This window comes from Rossellomorea sp. H136 (assembly GCF_056838065.1).
In genome coordinates this window covers 4,747,415-4,761,533 of record NZ_CM166371.1, presented here as the reverse complement: position 1 = coordinate 4,761,533, position 14,119 = coordinate 4,747,415, and the positions used below count along the sequence as shown (strand labels likewise).

Below are 14,119 nucleotides of genomic sequence, written 5' to 3'. Positions count from 1 at the left end.
ATGCCAGAACTTCAGCAATTGTTTAACAGGCATCGTAAGTACATATTTTTCCTCCTTTCCCTTTACGTCCTCGGTTGGGGTTTTACTTCCTATCAGTCTATTTTCCTTGGGCTTATTTTGGGGACAGGCATCAGTCTGTTTAGTCACTGGCTGATTATGAGGAGAACCGTGCGATTCGGTGATGCAGTAGAATCTGGTCAAAAGGTTCGATCTTTAGGAACCTTCTCAAGGATGGCAGGTGCGGCCTTTGCAGTCATTATTGCAACGGAATACCCTGAGCACTTTCATCTCCTGAGCGTCATTATGGGATTAATGACAATTTACCTTGTCATTATGATAGATTATTTTATTCAGCAGCTTTTAGCTCATAAATAGCGGGGAAGAGAGGTGAATTTCATTGCATCATGAAAATCCTACAGCCGAGTTTTTAGGGTTAACTTTTAACCTGGCGAACGTACTGATGATCACAGTGGCAAGTGCCGTTGTTTTCTTAATCGCCGTTCTGTCAACTCGTAGACTGGCCATGAAACCGACCGGAGTGCAAAACTTTATGGAGTGGGTCATGGACTTTGTCAAAAATATTGTGAAAAGTAATATGGATTGGAAAACAGGTGGTCGTTTCCATCTCCTTGGACTTACTTTACTCATGTACATTTTCGTTTCAAATATGTTAGGACTTCCGTTCTCGGTAGTCATTGACCACGAATTATGGTGGAAGTCACCAACAGCGGATCCAGTTATCACTATGACCCTTGCAGTTATGGTCGTTGTGTTAACACACTATTATGCAATCAAGATGAAAGGCTTCGGTGAATACGGTAAAGACTTCTTCAGACCTATGTCGTTCTTATTCCCGCTGAAGATCATTGAAGAATTTGCCAACACACTAACGCTTGGTCTTCGTCTTTACGGTAACATCTACGCTGGGGAAATCCTGCTTACTTTACTGGTAGGAAGCCTCGCACACATGGGAGCAGCCGGATTACTGGGTGCCATTATCCCAACGATTGTATGGCAAGCTTTCTCAATTTTTGTCGGCGCAATCCAATCATTTATTTTTGTTATGTTAACGATGGTTTATATGGCTCACAAAGTCAGCCTGGACCATTAATATATACCCTGTTCAAAAATTGAACAAAACTACTCAAAACATTTTTTCATACATTTAAAGGAGGAAATTCAGAATGGGTCTTTTAGCAGCAGCAATTGCAATCGGTTTAGCAGCACTAGGTGCAGGTATTGGTAACGGTCTTATTGTTTCACGTACGGTAGAAGGTATGGCTCGTCAACCGGAAGCTCGTGGAATGCTTCAAACTACAATGTTCATCGGGGTTGCGTTAGTAGAGGCGATTCCTATCATCGCAGTAGTTATCGCATTCATCGTAATGGGTCAATAATAGCAGTTTAAAGTTCAAGATGGCGAAGATCATTCGATAAGAACCTTCGCCATTCCTTTATGTTTAGTACTTATGAACATGTGACTATGAATGATACGGCATTTGCCGATATTGTACAGCTTTCTTTATGGAAGGCATTGACTCTTGAAGGGAGTGAAACCGCGTGCTTACAAACGCATTTGTCCTTGGAGCTGGTGGCGGCTTTACAGGTGGAGATATCGTATTCCAGCTTGCTATGTTCCTTATCCTTCTTGCGTTACTGAAGAAGTTTGCCTGGGGTCCTTTGATGGGCATCATGCATGAGCGTGAGAATCACATTGCAAGCGAAATAGAAGCGGCTGAACAAAGCCGTCTAGAAGCAAATAAGAGCTTAGAAGAACAGCGTCAACTATTAAAAGAGGCTCGTCAAGAAGCGCAAGCGATGATCGAGAACTCTAAGAAGCAAGGCGATGAGCAACGTGAACAAATCATCATTGCCGCTCGTCAGGAATCTGAGCGCTTGAAAGAATCTGCGAAACGTGAAATCGAGACGCAGAAAGAACAAGCGATGGCAGCATTACGCGAGCAGGTTGCTTCACTATCTGTTCTGATTGCATCGAAAGTGATTGAAAAAGAACTTTCTGTTCAAGATCAACAGAAGCTTATCAACGATTATATTAAAGAGGCAGGAGAAGAGCGATGAGCTACTCTACAGTCGCAAAACGCTATGCGTTAGCTCTTTTCGAAATTGCCAAAGAACACAATCAATTAGAAGCGATTGAACAAGAGCTTCGTGCAGTGAAAGCCGTTTTTATCCAAAATAAAGAATTAAGCATTCTTTTGGAAAATCCGAAGTTTTCGACGGATAGGAAGAAAGATATGTTGAAAGAAGCATTCTCTACTGTATCAGTATCAGTATTGAATACATTGCTTCTCATGACTGATCGTCATCGTGAAGATCAGGTAGTGGGCGTTGTCGATGCATTCATCGAGCTTTCTAATGAAGCTAGAGGAATTGCAGAAGCAAAGGTGTATTCCGTACGTGCTTTAACAGAAGATGAGAAGACAGCAATGTCAGCTTCTTTTGCTAAGAAAATTGGTAAACAATCATTAAGAATTGAGAATGTGATAGACGAGAACATACTTGGTGGGCTTAAGGTCCGTATCGGCAACCGTATTTATGACGGAACACTTGCTGGCAAGTTGGATCGTCTTGAGCGTGAACTTGTTCGTTAACTTTCGTATAAATGAGGGGTGAAATTCATGAGCATCAAGGCGGAAGAAATCAGCGCGCTGATAAAAAAGCAAATTGAAAACTATCAGTCTGAGATGAAAGTAAGCGATGTAGGTACAGTTATCCAAATCGGTGACGGTATCGCTCGTGCTCATGGCCTCGACAATGTCATGGCTGGAGAGCTTGTTGAATTTTCTAACGGTGTCATGGGTATGGCGCAGAACTTAGAGGAGAACAACGTAGGTATCATCATTCTCGGACCATTTAAAGACATTCGTGAAGGCGATGAGGTTCGTCGTACTGGACGTATCATGGAAGTTCCAGTAGGACAAGAATTAGTAGGTCGTGTTGTAAACTCACTTGGACAACCAGTTGATGGATTAGGTCCAATTGCGACAACGAAAACACGTCCAATTGAAGGTGGAGCACCTGGTGTTATGGATCGTAAATCCGTACACGAGCCACTTCAAACAGGTATCAAAGCGATTGACGCGCTTGTTCCAATCGGTCGTGGTCAACGTGAGTTAATCATTGGAGACCGTCAAACAGGTAAAACATCTGTTGCAATCGACTCGATCCTAAATCAAAAAGATCAAGACATGATCTGTATCTATGTTGCGATCGGACAAAAAGAATCAACTGTACGTAATGCAGTTGAAACGCTTCGTAAGCATGGTGCCCTTGATTACACAATCGTTGTAACGGCCTCAGCTGCTTCACCAGCTCCAATGCTATTCTTAGCGCCATACGCTGGTATCACAATGGGTGAAGAATTCATGCATAGCGGCAAGCACGTTCTTGTTGTATATGATGATCTTTCTAAGCAAGCATCTGCTTACCGTGAGCTTTCATTATTATTACGTCGTCCTCCAGGCCGTGAAGCATTCCCTGGTGACGTATTCTACTTACACTCTCGTTTACTTGAGCGTGCAGCGAAATTAAGTGATGCAAAAGGTGGAGGTTCCATCACGGCATTACCATTCGTTGAAACACAAGCAGGAGATATCTCCGCTTACATTCCAACAAACGTTATCTCCATCACTGACGGACAGATTTTCTTACAATCTGACCTATTCTTCTCCGGTGTTCGTCCGGCGATCAATGCAGGTCTTTCCGTATCACGTGTTGGTGGATCCGCACAAATCAAAGCGATGAAGAAGGTATCCGGTACACTGCGTCTTGACTTAGCGGCATACCGTGAACTTGAAGCATTTGCTCAGTTCGGATCAGATCTTGATAAAGCGACACAAGCGAAACTAAACCGTGGAGCCCGTACTGTTGAAGTACTGAAGCAGGATCTTAACAAACCACTTAATGTTGAAAAACAAGTTATGATCTTCTATTCATTAACAAAAGGTCATTTAGATGATATTCCAGTAACAGATATTCGTCGTTTCGAAGGTGAATTCCTAAGCTGGTTAGATCACAACCATACAGAACTGTTAGACCATATCCGTACCACAAAAGGTCTTCCTGAAGACGATGCAATGGTTGCAGCGATCAACGAATTCAAGAAGACATTTGTAAAGTCTGAGTAATTTCATATGATGTCGGTGTTCATTTTGATGGCACCGGCTGATTATTCTATTATTTAGTTGGTTCTAGTGAATATGACTAACATTTTAAAAGGGTGGTGAGAACCAGTGGCATCGTTACGCGACATAAAAACTCGTATTACATCTACGAAGAAAACCAGTCAAATTACGAAAGCAATGGAAATGGTCTCTGCCTCTAAATTGAACCGTGCTGAAACGAATGCGAAAGCCTTCGTTCCATACATGGAGAAAATTCAGGAAGTCGTTGCTTCCATTTCCCTTGGTAGCACAGATGTAACGCATCCGATGCTAGTCTCCCGCCCCGTAAAAAAAACCGGCTACTTGGTCATTACATCTGACCGCGGTTTGGCGGGGGCTTATAACTCGAGCGTCATTCGTGCTGTAAGTAATGCGATTAAAGAGCGTCACAGCTCACAAGATGAATACGCCATTATTGCGTTAGGTCGTATTGGAAGAGATTTCTTCCAAAAACGAGGCGATAATGTAGTGGAAGGTATTGTAGGGCTACCAGATCAACCAAACTTTGCAGACATTAAAGACATTGCCAACAAGGCAGTCAGCATGTTCTCTGATGGTTCTTATGATGAGCTTTACATGTACTACAACCACTATGTCAGTGCCATTCAACAAGATGTTACCGAGAAGAAGGTTCTTCCTTTAACGGAGCTTGATTCTTCTTCATCGAACTTAACTTCTTATGAGTTTGAGCCTAATGCTGAAGAAATTTTGGAAGTATTGCTTCCTCAATATGCTGAAAGCTTGATTTACGGAGCGTTACTTGATGGTAAAGCCAGTGAGCACGCGGCTCGTATGACAGCAATGAGAAGCGCAACAGACAATGCGAAAGAAATCATTAACAGCCTTACACTTTCTTATAACCGTGCGCGTCAAGCAGCGATTACCCAAGAAATCACGGAAATCGTCGGCGGGGCAGCAGCACTCGAATAGAAATGACATTCCGGTTCAGTGCCGGATTACAACATAGTTTTGTCGTCAAAAGCTAGTTAGGAGGGAAAGAGATGAACAAAGGACACGTTCTTCAAGTAATGGGTCCAGTTGTCGATGTCAAGTTCGCTAATGGCCAACTTCCTGATATCTACAACTCATTAAAGGTCCAAATTGCAGATAGAGCTGAACTTACATTAGAGGTTGCCCTTCACCTAGGTGATGATTCTGTACGTACAATCGCGATGGCTTCCACAGATGGTTTACAACGTGGAGCTGACGTGCTAGATACAGGAGCACCAATCTCTGTACCAGTAGGGGATATCACATTAGGTCGTGTATTCAACGTTCTGGGTGAATCAATCGATTTAGACGAGCCTCTTGCAGCAGGTATCCGTCGTGATCCAATTCATAGACAAGCACCTACATTTGATCAGCTTTCTACAGAAGTTGAGATTCTGGAAACAGGTATTAAAGTAGTAGACTTACTTGCTCCTTACATCAAGGGTGGTAAGATCGGTTTATTCGGTGGTGCCGGTGTTGGTAAAACCGTATTAATCCAGGAGCTTATCAACAACATCGCTCAAGAGCACGGCGGTATCTCTGTATTCGCCGGTGTTGGAGAGCGTACTCGTGAAGGAAATGACCTTTACCACGAGATGAGCGACTCTGGAGTTATCAAGAAAACAGCGATGGTATTCGGACAAATGAACGAGCCGCCAGGTGCGCGTATGCGTGTTGCCTTGACGGGTCTTACAATGGCTGAATACTTCCGTGATGAGCAAGGTCAAGACGTACTTCTGTTCATCGATAACATCTTCCGTTTCACGCAAGCAGGTTCAGAGGTTTCTGCCCTACTAGGCCGTATGCCATCTGCCGTTGGTTACCAGCCGACACTTGCTACTGAAATGGGTCAATTGCAAGAGCGTATCACGTCAACTAACGTTGGTTCTGTAACATCGATCCAAGCGATCTATGTACCTGCCGATGACTACACTGATCCGGCTCCTGCTACAACTTTCGCTCACTTGGATGCAACAACGAACCTTGAGCGTAAGCTTTCTGAGATGGGTATCTATCCTGCGGTAGATCCATTAGCATCGACTTCACGTGCTCTTTCTCCAGAAATCGTAGGAGAAGAACACTACAGCATCGCTCGTAATGTTCAACAAACACTACAGCGTTATAAAGAACTTCAAGATATCATTGCGATCCTTGGTATGGATGAGCTTTCTGATGATGATAAGCTGACGGTACACCGCGCTCGTCGTGTACAATTCTTCTTATCTCAAAACTTCCACGTTGCAGAACAGTTCACTGGACAAAAAGGTTCTTACGTTGAAGTGAAAGACACTGTTAAAGGATTCAAAGATATCCTTGACGGTAAATACGATCACATTCCTGAAGATGCGTTCCGTCTAGTAGGTCCGATTGAGGATGTATTAGCAGCAGCTAAAGAAATGGGCGTAGAGGTATAATTAAGGACCAGGAGGGAAGAAAATGAAGACATTAAAAGTCAATATTGTCACTCCCGATGGCCCAGTGTACGATTCAGAAGTGGAAATGGTGAGCACGAAAGCTCAAAGCGGTGAGCTTGGAATCTTACCTGGACACATTCCGATGGTTGCTCCACTACAAATCGGTGCGGTTCGCCTGAAAAAAGGTGGCAACACTGAGCTTGTAGCTGTCAGTGGCGGATTCTTAGAAGTACGTCCTGAACAAGTGACAATTCTAGCACAGTCTGCTGAAACAGCAGAAGCTATCGATGTACAACGCGCTAAAGAAGCAAAAGGCCGCGCAGAAGACCGCATGCAGGCACAACGCGACGACGTAGACTTCCGTCGTGCCGAACTCGCTCTGAAGCGTGCCTTGAACAGAATTAACGTTTCCGAACGTAACTTCTAATATAAACACCAAAACCACCCTTTCCTTGTGAAAGGGTGGTTTTTTTGAATAGAGGGACGGACCTCTGTTGGAAGATATAAATCCCGGGTCTGTACCATGAACGAAAAAGGAGCATATTACACACGAAAATTAAGCTGCTTTTCCCTTTTGTAGCCCCATAAAGACCTGGTTGAATTTCCACGGCTCAACTCAACTAAAAATTATGTAAATTCCATATATAGTTACTGAATTATGTGGTAAAATGGACTTTGTGCGTCGAAATGTTTATTAGGAGTGAGAAGAGTGGTAGAAAGCTTTGGCCAGCAGGCCCTTATCAGCATGATCGTGCATCTATTCGTATTCGGGATCACATTTTGGTCTTTGCAATCCATCCAATTAGACAAGCTCCTCAAGAAAAATCGTGTCGCTCAAGGGAGACTATTGTATATCCTACTAACGATCGCGATCGGATCAGCCGTCAGCCGATTTTTACTGGATTACTACCTGTGGTCTCAGGCATTGCCTGTTTTCTTTGAATAAGTAGATTTTCTGACAAAAAATAGGTCTTCCTGCATGTTTTCAACAAGGTCTGTTTTAAGTAAGATTAATTTTGTGCTTGTTCCTTTGTGAAAAAGTTTCAATATGAAACGCTTTCATGTAACAGCCTGCCGACAACTCAATAATTGTAAAAAGATGACGACAATTTTCAAGTATGTTCTTCTCCTATTCGGACAGACTTTTAGGTAAGGGGAGGAATGGAAAATGAGTCGGTATCTTTACATTATTTTAATCTTTTTTGTTGGATTAGGTTTTCTTCCTGTTATTAATGGGAACAACACTATCGAAGCCAATCATTTATTAGACATTGAAAAGCTTGACCAAGCCATTGTTCATTCTCAAGGTCAGATAACTGAATGGTCTCTATATGCAAGAGAAAACAAAAAAAGCTTCACGAATAAAGGGTTTGCCAAATATAGTACTACTATGCAAGAAACTTTTTCTGATTTTGAGTGGGTGACGAAGAAGTCAGCTGAAGAGGTAATGGTTGTGGGACAACGTCAGACGTCTCACGGGGAAGAAACCATTAAGTTCCAGCACACCCTCACAAACAAGCAGTCCGTTTCGTATATTATGTATGAGATGCGAGGGAGTCAGAAAGCGTTGGGAGAAAAGACGAAGCATTATATCAAAACTGAAATCATCCCAAATATGGAAATCATTTTTACTAATAAACCTATGATTTTCTCTTGTATAAAAGGCGAATTCAATGATAAGCTTGAGAAAGTTTTGTCGAATCAGGCTGTCGAACTAATGTCGAAATTAGACGCTAAAGAACTGGAATCACTTAAAGAAGAAGACTTTTATTCCATTTCAGCTTACTCGGAACAAATGTCACGGACTATACCAACAAAAAATGATGATATGAATATACAACTAGGTCTACGGAAAAGCGGAATGGGCGCTAAGACAACCTTTGTGATTGGCACACCCATCCTAATTATTGAATATTAATATAGAGAAATTGGACGCGGAGGGGAATACTCTTGGAAAAAATTATCGTCCGCGGCGGTCAGCGTTTAAGCGGTACAGTGCAAGTTGAAGGAGCAAAGAATGCCGTTTTACCAGTCATCGCTGCTACATTATTAGCAAGTGAAGGAAAAAGTGTCATTAAAAATGTACCACCACTCTCCGATGTATATACGATTAATGAAGTATTACGTCATTTAAATACAGATGTAGAGTTTAACCATGGTGAAGTCATCGTGAATGCATCAAGAGAGTTGTTTGTAGAAGCACCGTTCGAATATGTTCGAAAAATGCGTGCATCCGTCCTTGTTATGGGATCATTACTTGGACGTACAGGTAAAGCACGTGTTGCACTTCCTGGTGGATGTGCCATTGGTTCAAGACCGATTGACCAACACTTAAAAGGCTTCGAAGCAATGGGAGCAAAAGTGAAGGTAGGAAATGGTTTCATCGAAGCTGAAGTAGACGGAAGACTGAAAGGTGCCAAGGTTTATCTGGACTTCCCAAGCGTTGGGGCGACAGAAAACATTATGATGGCTGCAGTTCTTGCAGAAGGAACAACAATCCTTGAAAACGTCGCAAAAGAGCCTGAAATCGTCGACTTAGCCAACTTCCTGAACAAAATGGGAGGAAGCGTAGTAGGTGCAGGTACTGGAACGATCCGTATCGAAGGTGTGGACCGTCTATACGGTGTCGAGCACAGCATCATTCCAGACCGTATCGAAGCCGGAACTTTCATGGTGGCTGCTGCCATCACTCAAGGTGATGTCCTTGTAAAAGGTGCGATTCCAGAACATTTATCTTCATTAGTTGCCAAGATGGAAGAAATGGGTGTTACGATTATCGATGAAGAAGAAGGTCTTCGTGTCATCGGACCGGAGAAATTAAAATCTGTCGATATCAAAACAATGCCTCATCCTGGTTTCCCAACAGATATGCAATCTCAAATGATGGCATTACTTTTAGCAGCTGACGGCACTAGCGTCATCACTGAAACGGTATTCGAAAATCGTTTCATGCATGCTGAAGAATTCCGTCGTATGGGAGCGGACATTAAGATTGAAGGCCGCTCTGTAATCATGAATGGACCAACGCCTCTTCAAGGAGCAGAAGTGGCTGCAACGGACTTACGTGCAGCAGCAGCTCTTTCAATCGCAGGTCTGGTAGCAGATGGTTACACTCGAGTGACAGAACTGAAGCATTTAGATCGTGGATATGTGAACTTCCATCAGAAGCTTGCAGGCCTGGGTGCCGATATCGAGCGTGTGAAAGAAGTGGAAGAAACACCTATTTCCGAGCAAGACATGATTAAAGATGCGTAAGCATTAGATAGAAAGGTGAGCTTTTCTTTATAGAAGAGCTTGCCTTTTTTGTTTGGATTGACTTGTTAATTATTTTGGTGAAATAAGTAAAGAGGCTGGATTATTCGTGAAAATGTCCGGATTTTAATCAAAAACGGCTGGATCTGCGAGGGGCAATCTTGAAATATCGTCAAAATAGATAGAAAAATAGCTTGAGACTGGTATGCTAATGTTGAAAATGAGATGGAAAGTCATTTATTTTCAATTATGCAGTATTTGTTTTCAAAATTTCACTTTTATTTTCAATTCTGACACATTTATTTTCAAATTTCAGATTTTATTTTCAAAAATGCATTCGCTCCGCAACACACTTCATTACTTATTCCAAATTCACCAATCCCAAACATCATCCCCCGTCAAAATCACTCTTAAAATATTCATAATTGCTTGTCCACTACCATACATATGAAAGAGAGTGGAGAAGTGTGCTAGGACATTCTCCTATTTAATCTTTCATTGGAGGCCGCGAACATGAAGCATTTGAAACCAGTACTGATCATTTTCTCAATCTTTATCAGCATCATATTTATTGTACCTACTCTTCTCGTGCTCCCATTTTCATCAGAAAAGGAAACGGCAAACTTAGACGAAAAACTGAAAAATCCGCCATCCGTTGAAGAACTGGCGAACTCGGTTGAGGTAGCTGTCTATCGATCCAATCAAGAACTAATCGAGAAACTGCCTTTGGAGCAGTATGTAGTAGGGGTAGTAGCTGGTGAAATGCCTGCAGATTTTGAAAAGGAAGCGTTAAAAGCTCAAGCCCTTGCAGCGAGGACGTATATTGTGAATCAGCTTTTACTTGAGGACTCCACTGTTCCGAAGGGTGCCGATGTGACAGATACGGTCTCTCACCAGGTATATAAGAACCAGAAGGAGCTTGCTGGCCTCTGGGGTGCCGACTATGATTGGAAGATCAAGAAAATATCCGATGCTGTGCTTGAAACGATGGGGCAGGTGCTGACCTATGATGGTAAGCCTATTACGGCAGCTTTTTTCTCAACGAGCAATGGTTACACAGAAAACTCAGAGGCTTATTGGCCGAATGAATATCCATATTTAAGAAGTGTCGAAAGCCCTTGGGACTCGGCGTCACCTAGTTTCGAAGATCAAAAGGTTATTCCGATCAAAGAGTTTGAGCAGAAACTAGGCGTAACTCTGCCAAAGGATGGCTCGGTAGGAACGATCACATCAAGAACAGAAGGTAAAAGGGTAGCTAGTGTTGAAATAAACGGCAAAGGATTTTCCGGCCGTGATATAAGAGAAAAGTTAGAACTGAGATCCTCAGACTTTACCTGGTATCTCAAGGATGATCATATCGTCATCGCCACCAAAGGATTCGGTCACGGAGTCGGTATGAGCCAATACGGAGCAAACGGAATGGCGAAGGAAGGCAAGGATTATCAAGACATCGTCACTCATTACTATAAAGATGTCAAAATAACAGAATCAGATAAACTGCTGCAGAAAGTAACAGCACAAAGATAGTAAAAAAGGATTGAGTCTTCGGGTCAAGTAGACCAGTAGAGACTCAATCCTTTTTAAAATAAGCTTCGAACTTTTTCATCTTTTTCGTCAATGGATGATCAGCGTTCTTAAAATAAGTCCGGTTCACAATCCAAAAAAGGACAGTGACTCCTATCAAATCCTTCGCGGCGTCAATCAGTGTTGCAGAACGATACGGGACAAAGGATTGATGAATTTCATCCACGAATCCATAAAAGATCGCAATTAACGCAACAGTAAAATTCAAAGTGAATCGAAGCTTCCCATGTGCCAACAGAGCGACAACAAATAATCCATATAAAATACCGAATTCGATTAAATGAAGAGATTCTTTAATAAAACGATCCAACTGATTATCAGGAAAACGAATGACGGCATCATCCGGATTACTCGACATCATCCAGATAAGTATCATATAGAGAAAAGGCGCAGCTGTCAGCACATACCTAAGCAACTTCTTCATATGCAGCTCGTCCTTTCTGTTTTTTATATTGTATCATGCAGGACAGTGATTTCGTTAACATATATCAAGAATTACAGACTTGCTATATCAGATCTTTTGATTGTCATTTTTAATAGGTCTTGTGAAAAAACCGATTCTAAGATAGTTGATTCTCGCTGCAGGCGCTCGACTCCTGCGGGAATAGCGGGAAAGTTGAGACCCCACAGGGCAAAGCCCGAGGAGGCTCAACTCACGCCCCGCGGAAAGCGAGCGCCTGTAGCGGAAATCAACCACTACTGTCTCTGTTAAAATACGAAAAATGCATAATAAAAAGAAAAATTTCATCTTATTTTTAAAATCATACATATTTTCCATCCCTTTGTCGAAAGATAAGAATTAAAAAATTTTTTTCCGAATGTGTATATATTTTCTGAATTCTGTTCAGAATGATTGCTGAGGTGATGAAAATGAGAGAGGAAGAAAAGAAACAACCTTCTCAAAACTTTTTGAAAAGACGTTGGGCATACCCAGCAATCTATTTAGCAAGTGCAGCAATCATTATCACGGGGATTCTGTGGTACCAGGCAGGAAATGATGTAAACGAGAAAGCCAAGGATTACAGCTATGATGGAGTTCCTACTGATAATGAGTTCAACCAGCCTGCAGAAGAAGTCAATCGTTCATTGGAAAACTTTGTAATGCCTGTTGCGAGTCCTGAGGACACAGTTATCGAAAAACAATTCTACGATACTGAAGCTTCAGCAGAAGAACAGGAAGCTGCACTAGTCGTTTATGGTAACATGTATTATCCGAACCAAGGAGTCGACATTTCTAAAGATGGACAAGAATTCGATGTACTGGCTGCCATGAGCGGTACAGTCACAAAGGTTCAAGAAGATTCCCTACTCGGAAACACGATTGAAATCGAGCACAGCAAAGGAATCGTTACTCGTTATCAATCAGTGAAAGATTTTGAAGTCGCGGTTGGAGATGTAGTAGATCAAGGACAAGCTATCGCTAAAGCAGGTAAGAGCTTATTCAATGAAGAAGCTGGCGTTCACGTACATTTTGAAATTCGTAAAGCAAATGTAGCAGTGAATCCACTGGAGTACTTTAATAAGTCCCTTGCAACACTTCAAGAAGCGCAATTAGAAGACAAGAAGGTTTCAGGTGAACAGCCGGATGCTGAAGCTGCTCAGGAAAACGCAGCTGAAGATCAAGCTAGCGAAGATAAAGCCACTGAAGACAAAGCAACAGAAGATAAATCAACTGAAGAAAACGGTGCTGACGATGCAGCTGAAGAAAAACCGGAAGCTGAGCAAAAGCCGAAACAAGAAAGTGCTGATCAAAAAGACGACGCAGCCGATAGTGGCTCTGACGTAAAAGACGAAGAATAATCATATAGATGAAGAAAGACTGACTGGTGATTTCCGGTCAGTTTTTTTGTTTTCAGATCTATTCCATCTTTATAAAAAATTTCCTCGGAAATTCGACAAAGGAATTATTTTACTGGAAAAGCATTTCCATGCTATTCCATTCTATTAGTACAATCACATATTTTAATATCCTTATTTTAATAAAATGATTTATTTATAAAGAGAAAGATCTAATGCAGATTTGTCGTTTTTTCTTTATTGACCAGGCTTTTTTCAAAAAAGATAATGAGGGCATGAATAAAATTTCAGAAAATTTAATCTTTATTAAGAGGAGGTCGTGTGATTAAGGAGACGCTTACAAAATCAGGAGGTGAAACGTTGCTTTACTTCTTCGCGATTTTACTCATAACAGGGGGAAGCATTTTTCTTGCACTGAGAAAGAAACGGGCTTTCTTCTTAACCATTCCATTCTTGTCTTTATTCATTTACTTTATTTTTCAAATCGCCATGGTCCCGATTCCGTTTTTTGAGACCGTGAAATTTATTTTCAGTTTAAAATAATGAGCTTGAAAAGGGGTTACATAAATGAAGAAGATTGATAGAGCAAAAGCGGATCAGTATTTTAAAGAGAAAAACCGTTATATGACAATGTATTTAGTGATTTGGCTCGTCTCTTCCTTTGGGGTCGTACTGTTTGCTGAAAGCCTGTCAACGATCACCCTCAATGGCTTTCCGTTTCACTACTTTATGGGTGCCCAGGGGTCGATTGTCATTTTTATCATCTTACTTTACGTAAATGCGAAGGTGAGCGATGGAATCGATAAAAAGTATGGAATCGATGAAAGTAAAAATGAACAGATCAGTTACGGGAAAACACTCGATCATTAAACGGCTTCAACCAAATATAGGAGAGAG

17 protein-coding genes are annotated in these 14,119 nt (G+C 41.8%); 16 read left to right on the top strand and 1 reads right to left on the bottom strand.

What is annotated here, in order from left to right; translation table 11 throughout:
- The 13 genes from ACYH0O_RS23845 to spoIID all read left to right on the top strand — a co-directional run bounded on the left by ACYH0O_RS23845 (position 1) and on the right by spoIID (position 11,368).
- Positions 1–375 (top strand): ATP synthase subunit I, encoded by a 375-nt coding sequence (locus ACYH0O_RS23845; RefSeq protein ID WP_113969236.1) that lies wholly within the window; start codon positions 1–3, stop codon positions 373–375.
- A gap of 22 nt (positions 376–397) precedes the next feature.
- Positions 398–1,111 carry a F0F1 ATP synthase subunit A gene (gene atpB / locus ACYH0O_RS23840; RefSeq protein ID WP_148996341.1) on the top strand — a complete coding sequence of 238 codons (714 nt, stop codon included), beginning with the start codon at positions 398–400 and terminating at the stop codon, positions 1,109–1,111.
- A 73-nt stretch (positions 1,112–1,184) separates the two neighbouring features.
- Positions 1,185–1,397: a F0F1 ATP synthase subunit C gene (gene atpE / locus ACYH0O_RS23835; protein WP_044339990.1), complete on the top strand. Its 213-nt coding sequence runs from the start codon at positions 1,185–1,187 to the stop codon at positions 1,395–1,397.
- A 163-nt stretch (positions 1,398–1,560) separates the two neighbouring features.
- Positions 1,561–2,079 carry a F0F1 ATP synthase subunit B gene (locus ACYH0O_RS23830; RefSeq protein ID WP_482630602.1) on the top strand — a complete coding sequence of 173 codons (519 nt, stop codon included), beginning with the start codon at positions 1,561–1,563 and terminating at the stop codon, positions 2,077–2,079.
- Entirely contained in the window at positions 2,076–2,612 is a 537-nt protein-coding gene (locus ACYH0O_RS23825; protein WP_482630601.1) for a F0F1 ATP synthase subunit delta, read from the top strand. Before ACYH0O_RS23830 ends, ACYH0O_RS23825 begins: the two co-directional genes overlap by 4 nt.
- A gap of 27 nt (positions 2,613–2,639) precedes the next feature.
- Positions 2,640–4,148 carry a F0F1 ATP synthase subunit alpha gene (gene atpA, locus ACYH0O_RS23820; RefSeq protein WP_148971186.1) on the top strand — a complete coding sequence of 503 codons (1,509 nt, stop codon included), beginning with the start codon at positions 2,640–2,642 and terminating at the stop codon, positions 4,146–4,148.
- A 105-nt stretch (positions 4,149–4,253) separates the two neighbouring features.
- On the top strand, positions 4,254–5,114 hold the full coding sequence (locus tag ACYH0O_RS23815) for a F0F1 ATP synthase subunit gamma (protein WP_482630600.1): 861 nt from the start codon (positions 4,254–4,256) through the stop codon (positions 5,112–5,114).
- A 71-nt stretch (positions 5,115–5,185) separates the two neighbouring features.
- Positions 5,186–6,589 carry a F0F1 ATP synthase subunit beta gene (atpD, locus tag ACYH0O_RS23810; protein ID WP_113969230.1) on the top strand — a complete coding sequence of 468 codons (1,404 nt, stop codon included), beginning with the start codon at positions 5,186–5,188 and terminating at the stop codon, positions 6,587–6,589.
- A 22-nt stretch (positions 6,590–6,611) separates the two neighbouring features.
- Positions 6,612–7,016, top strand: a complete 405-nt coding sequence (locus ACYH0O_RS23805; protein WP_426892323.1) for a F0F1 ATP synthase subunit epsilon — start codon at positions 6,612–6,614, stop codon at positions 7,014–7,016.
- A 282-nt stretch (positions 7,017–7,298) separates the two neighbouring features.
- On the top strand, positions 7,299–7,535 hold the full coding sequence (locus tag ACYH0O_RS23800; RefSeq protein WP_149154803.1) for a DUF1146 family protein: 237 nt from the start codon (positions 7,299–7,301) through the stop codon (positions 7,533–7,535).
- Between the two features lie 222 nt (positions 7,536–7,757).
- Complete coding sequence (locus ACYH0O_RS23795; RefSeq protein WP_482630599.1) at positions 7,758–8,507, top strand: YwmB family TATA-box binding protein; 750 nt, start codon at positions 7,758–7,760, stop codon at positions 8,505–8,507.
- Positions 8,508–8,539: 32 nt separating this feature from the next.
- Positions 8,540–9,844, top strand: coding sequence for a UDP-N-acetylglucosamine 1-carboxyvinyltransferase (murA, locus tag ACYH0O_RS23790; protein ID WP_482630598.1), 1,305 nt, complete (start codon positions 8,540–8,542; stop codon positions 9,842–9,844).
- A 510-nt stretch (positions 9,845–10,354) separates the two neighbouring features.
- The gene (gene spoIID, locus ACYH0O_RS23785) at positions 10,355–11,368 is read left to right on the top strand and encodes a stage II sporulation protein D (protein ID WP_149154801.1); all 1,014 of its coding nucleotides are present in this window, start codon (positions 10,355–10,357) and stop codon (positions 11,366–11,368) included.
- A gap of 43 nt (positions 11,369–11,411) precedes the next feature.
- Here the strand turns inward: spoIID and ACYH0O_RS23780 are convergent, their stop codons facing one another.
- Positions 11,412–11,849: a VanZ family protein gene (locus tag ACYH0O_RS23780; protein ID WP_482630597.1), complete on the bottom strand. Its 438-nt coding sequence runs from the start codon at positions 11,847–11,849 to the stop codon at positions 11,412–11,414.
- 446 nt (positions 11,850–12,295) lie between these two features.
- Here ACYH0O_RS23780 and spoIIQ point away from each other — a divergent pair, with 446 nt between their 5' ends.
- From spoIIQ to ACYH0O_RS23765, 3 genes are all read left to right on the top strand, one after another.
- Positions 12,296–13,225: a stage II sporulation protein SpoIIQ gene (gene spoIIQ, locus ACYH0O_RS23775; protein ID WP_482630596.1), complete on the top strand. Its 930-nt coding sequence runs from the start codon at positions 12,296–12,298 to the stop codon at positions 13,223–13,225.
- A gap of 318 nt (positions 13,226–13,543) precedes the next feature.
- A complete protein-coding gene (locus tag ACYH0O_RS23770) occupies positions 13,544–13,765 on the top strand; it encodes a hypothetical protein (RefSeq protein WP_482630595.1) in 222 nt (73 codons plus the stop codon).
- A gap of 24 nt (positions 13,766–13,789) precedes the next feature.
- Entirely contained in the window at positions 13,790–14,092 is a 303-nt protein-coding gene (locus ACYH0O_RS23765) for a DUF4212 domain-containing protein (protein WP_426892319.1), read from the top strand.
- Positions 14,093–14,119 lie beyond the last annotated feature (27 nt).

What these genes read in the sequence shown, in the direction of transcription:
- spoIIQ (WP_482630596.1), top strand. Translation starts at nt 12,296, where the DNA reads ATGAGAGAGGAAGAAAAGAAACAACCTTCTCAAAACTTTTTGAAAAGA.
- ACYH0O_RS23795 (WP_482630599.1), top strand. Translation starts at nt 7,758, where the DNA reads ATGAGTCGGTATCTTTACATTATTTTAATCTTTTTTGTTGGATTAGGT.
- ACYH0O_RS23780 (WP_482630597.1), bottom strand. Translation starts at nt 11,849, where the DNA reads ATGAAGAAGTTGCTTAGGTATGTGCTGACAGCTGCGCCTTTTCTCTAT.
- ACYH0O_RS23825 (WP_482630601.1), top strand. Translation starts at nt 2,076, where the DNA reads ATGAGCTACTCTACAGTCGCAAAACGCTATGCGTTAGCTCTTTTCGAA.
- atpD (WP_113969230.1), top strand. Translation starts at nt 5,186, where the DNA reads ATGAACAAAGGACACGTTCTTCAAGTAATGGGTCCAGTTGTCGATGTC.
- spoIID (WP_149154801.1), top strand. Translation starts at nt 10,355, where the DNA reads ATGAAGCATTTGAAACCAGTACTGATCATTTTCTCAATCTTTATCAGC.
- ACYH0O_RS23805 (WP_426892323.1), top strand. Translation starts at nt 6,612, where the DNA reads ATGAAGACATTAAAAGTCAATATTGTCACTCCCGATGGCCCAGTGTAC.
- atpA (WP_148971186.1), top strand. Translation starts at nt 2,640, where the DNA reads ATGAGCATCAAGGCGGAAGAAATCAGCGCGCTGATAAAAAAGCAAATT.
- ACYH0O_RS23845 (WP_113969236.1), top strand. Translation starts at nt 1, where the DNA reads ATGCCAGAACTTCAGCAATTGTTTAACAGGCATCGTAAGTACATATTT.
- atpE (WP_044339990.1), top strand. Translation starts at nt 1,185, where the DNA reads ATGGGTCTTTTAGCAGCAGCAATTGCAATCGGTTTAGCAGCACTAGGT.
- ACYH0O_RS23765 (WP_426892319.1), top strand. Translation starts at nt 13,790, where the DNA reads ATGAAGAAGATTGATAGAGCAAAAGCGGATCAGTATTTTAAAGAGAAA.